Genomic DNA, 2,735 nt, shown 5'->3' with positions numbered 1-2,735 from the left:
TAAGGTCTTGATAACCCACATCAAAAGCGGACAATTTTATCTCACTGAAAATCTATTGGATGAGGAAGGTAATATTACAAGTCAAAAAAATATCTCTTTGAATACTGGAGAATACAAAACAACAACCTATACCTATATTTATGATACTACCGGCAATTGGATAGAAAAAAGAGAATTTATTGACAATCGCCCAAGAAAGGTCTTTCGTAGAGAGATTGAATATTTTATGAATTAAACACTTTCTATGCTATAATTTGAATAGCAATTCATCCCCTAAACCACCCTCGTCTCAGAATAAAGGTCGTAAGCAGCTACCAAAAGTTGATGGTCAGGAGCCTGACCATAGCGGGCAAAATTATTCAGTTCGCTCCGCTCTTCTATATATACCGGGATGTAGGCGCGGTCAAGTTCGTCCCATATGACCAATAGATAAGCAAAGGGTGTTTTACTCAATCGCCCTTTCTTTAGCCATTCCTCAAAAATAGATTCATTAAGCGCCTTAGGGAAGTTCGGACCGTCAAACATTTTTTGATTGTATTTTTATTAAGTTCAAAGATAACCGAACATTAAAATTTCCTAGCATTAAATGATTCCTACTTTGCTTGAGGCTTTTTTTACTCTTGTTTACATCCTTAACTGATGGTGAGGAGCGAGATCAATTTTCGCTTCCGGGACCATAAACCCGTTTCGCATTTTTGATTACTTCGGCATTATCCAAACTCATCGGCTTCAATTTTTGATTGAGGAAAAGTTCCATCTGATCATCAAAGTGAGGGCTGCCAGGATCATTCCTTGCCCCAAAGACATTAATCGTTTCGATCTTTGGATTCCCTCGCCGAAGCGTACAGTCATGATGCAAGATTCGGCTTCTAAGCCCTAAAATCAACCGGAATAATTGATATTCGGATTTTCTCCCACATTAAACTTTTTTTATTACCCAATGCCAAATGGACTAAATAACCACCAGATTAATAATACCAAGGCGATCAAAATCACTGTTAACAGGATATCAGTTGTCAATTTAAAAGGAACAGGTGTTGTTCTTTTTTGGAAAGTAACTAATTCCAATGTAGCTGCTGGTTGAGGTATCCCTAATTTACTTATTGCCATTAAAATTACCGAGCAAAAAATAAAGAGGAATAGAGCGAAATGTAAAAAATTGACACCCAAGAAATAATCCATCATACTTTTTTCGGCAATCGATATGATGCCATCATTATTCATGAATTCAATAACTAATCTAAATATCCCAATAGCAAAACCCGTCCAAAGCGTGATGATCGCTGCTTTGGCATTTATCCATTTATAATAAAGGCCGAATAGAAATACTGCTGCGATTGGTGGAGAAATATAGGCTTGAATACTTTGCAGGTAATGAAAAATGCCGCCTCCCATCAAGGCATTCATAAAGGGGATCCATCCTAAACTTACAATCACAATTACCACTGTAGAAATCCGACCAAAACGAACCAAATCTGTTTCGGAAGCATCTGGTCTAAATTTTTGATAAAAATCTATAGTTAACAATGTGGAACATGAATTGAAAGCGGATGATAAGGAACTCATTAGTGCCGCTAATAATCCGGCAATAGCCAATCCTTTTAGGCCGGTGGGAAGAAATTCAGTAATCATCACAGGAAGTGCTTGGTCAGCATTGTCCAAGGAAAAGCTGATCATGCCTTTTTGTAGTAAGGCATAAGCAATAACTCCGGGAAGGAAAAAAAGAAATACAGGCAATAATTTAAGATAACCTGCAAATAGTGCCCCTTTTCTAGCATTGCTAATGTCTTTTGCAGACAGCACCCGCTGTACAATGAATTGGTCGGTACACCAATACCAAACACCTAGAATCGGTGCACCAAACAACATCCCGGTCCAGGGATAATCCGTGTCTTCCATCGGTCGCCAAAGATTGAAAAATCGATCAACCGGTGGATTACCCTCTGTTTGTGCGGCCGTTGCTATGGTACTTATCATTTCATCCCAACCTCCTAATTGATACAATCCAAATATTGTGATAGCTGCTGTTCCAAAAATCAAAATAAAAGCTTGAACCATATCGGTATAGATTACCGATTTAAGACCGCCAAGGACAGTGTAAAATCCGGTAGCAATGACTGTAATAATCGCTCCTGTCCAAAATGGGATACCCAAAATCTCAAAGACCAAGGCCCCTGCGAAAATAATCAGTGAAATTTTGGTGATGATATAAGCCAAAATCGATATTACTGATAAATAAGTTCGGCAAGCCTTTGAGTAGCGCTTTTCAAGAAATTCAGGCATTGTATAGACGCCTGTTCGCAGATAAAATGGTACGAATACCCATCCTAATAATATCAAAATTAAGGAGGCTAAGATTTCAAAATTTGCCATAGGCATATTCGCTCGTGCACCTGCACCGGATACGCCAAGAATAATTTCAGAACCGATATTGGAAGCAAACAAAGATGTACCAATCACTATCCATCCTTGGCTTCTGCCGGCCAAGAAATAATCAACTGATGAAAAAACACCACCTTTTTTTTCTGTTGCTGCCCATTTCGCTATCCAAAGAATAAGAGCAAAGTATATGGCAATAATTAAGAAATCTAAAAAACCCATCTTTTTATATTATTGTGTTGTTTTAGTATTTAGCCTTATTGGGTGCCTTTAGCATAAGCTCAAATCCGTCAAGAATTTATGGATTGGTCCACTAATCCACCACAAAAACTTTTTGGAAATGAGGTTGCAGACTG

General features: G+C 38.1%; 4 protein-coding genes. 1 reads left to right on the top strand and 3 read right to left on the bottom strand.

The genetic code is table 11. The annotated features are described in order from the left end of the window. A partial coding sequence (locus ACZFYI_RS18565) for a hypothetical protein (protein ID WP_462525615.1) occupies positions 1-235 on the top strand: 235 nt, incomplete at its 5' end. A gap of 38 nt (positions 236-273) precedes the next feature. On the opposite strand, the gene ACZFYI_RS18560 is transcribed toward ACZFYI_RS18565, so the two are convergent. The 3 genes from ACZFYI_RS18560 to ACZFYI_RS18550 all read right to left on the bottom strand — a co-directional run bounded on the left by ACZFYI_RS18560 (position 274) and on the right by ACZFYI_RS18550 (position 2,601). Further along, positions 274-525, bottom strand: a complete 252-nt coding sequence (locus tag ACZFYI_RS18560) for a hypothetical protein (protein ID WP_462525614.1) — start codon at positions 523-525, stop codon at positions 274-276. 130 nt (positions 526-655) lie between these two features. After that, on the bottom strand, positions 656-859 hold the full coding sequence (locus ACZFYI_RS18555) for a penicillin acylase family protein (protein WP_462525613.1): 204 nt from the start codon (positions 857-859) through the stop codon (positions 656-658). Positions 860-933: 74 nt separating this feature from the next. Next, on the bottom strand, positions 934-2,601 hold the full coding sequence (locus tag ACZFYI_RS18550; protein WP_462525612.1) for a sodium:solute symporter: 1,668 nt from the start codon (positions 2,599-2,601) through the stop codon (positions 934-936). Positions 2,602-2,735: the final 134 nt, after the last annotated feature.

The sequence above is a fragment of the Aquiflexum sp. genome (assembly GCF_977115555.1).
This window is presented reverse-complemented; position numbering and strand designations above follow the sequence as displayed.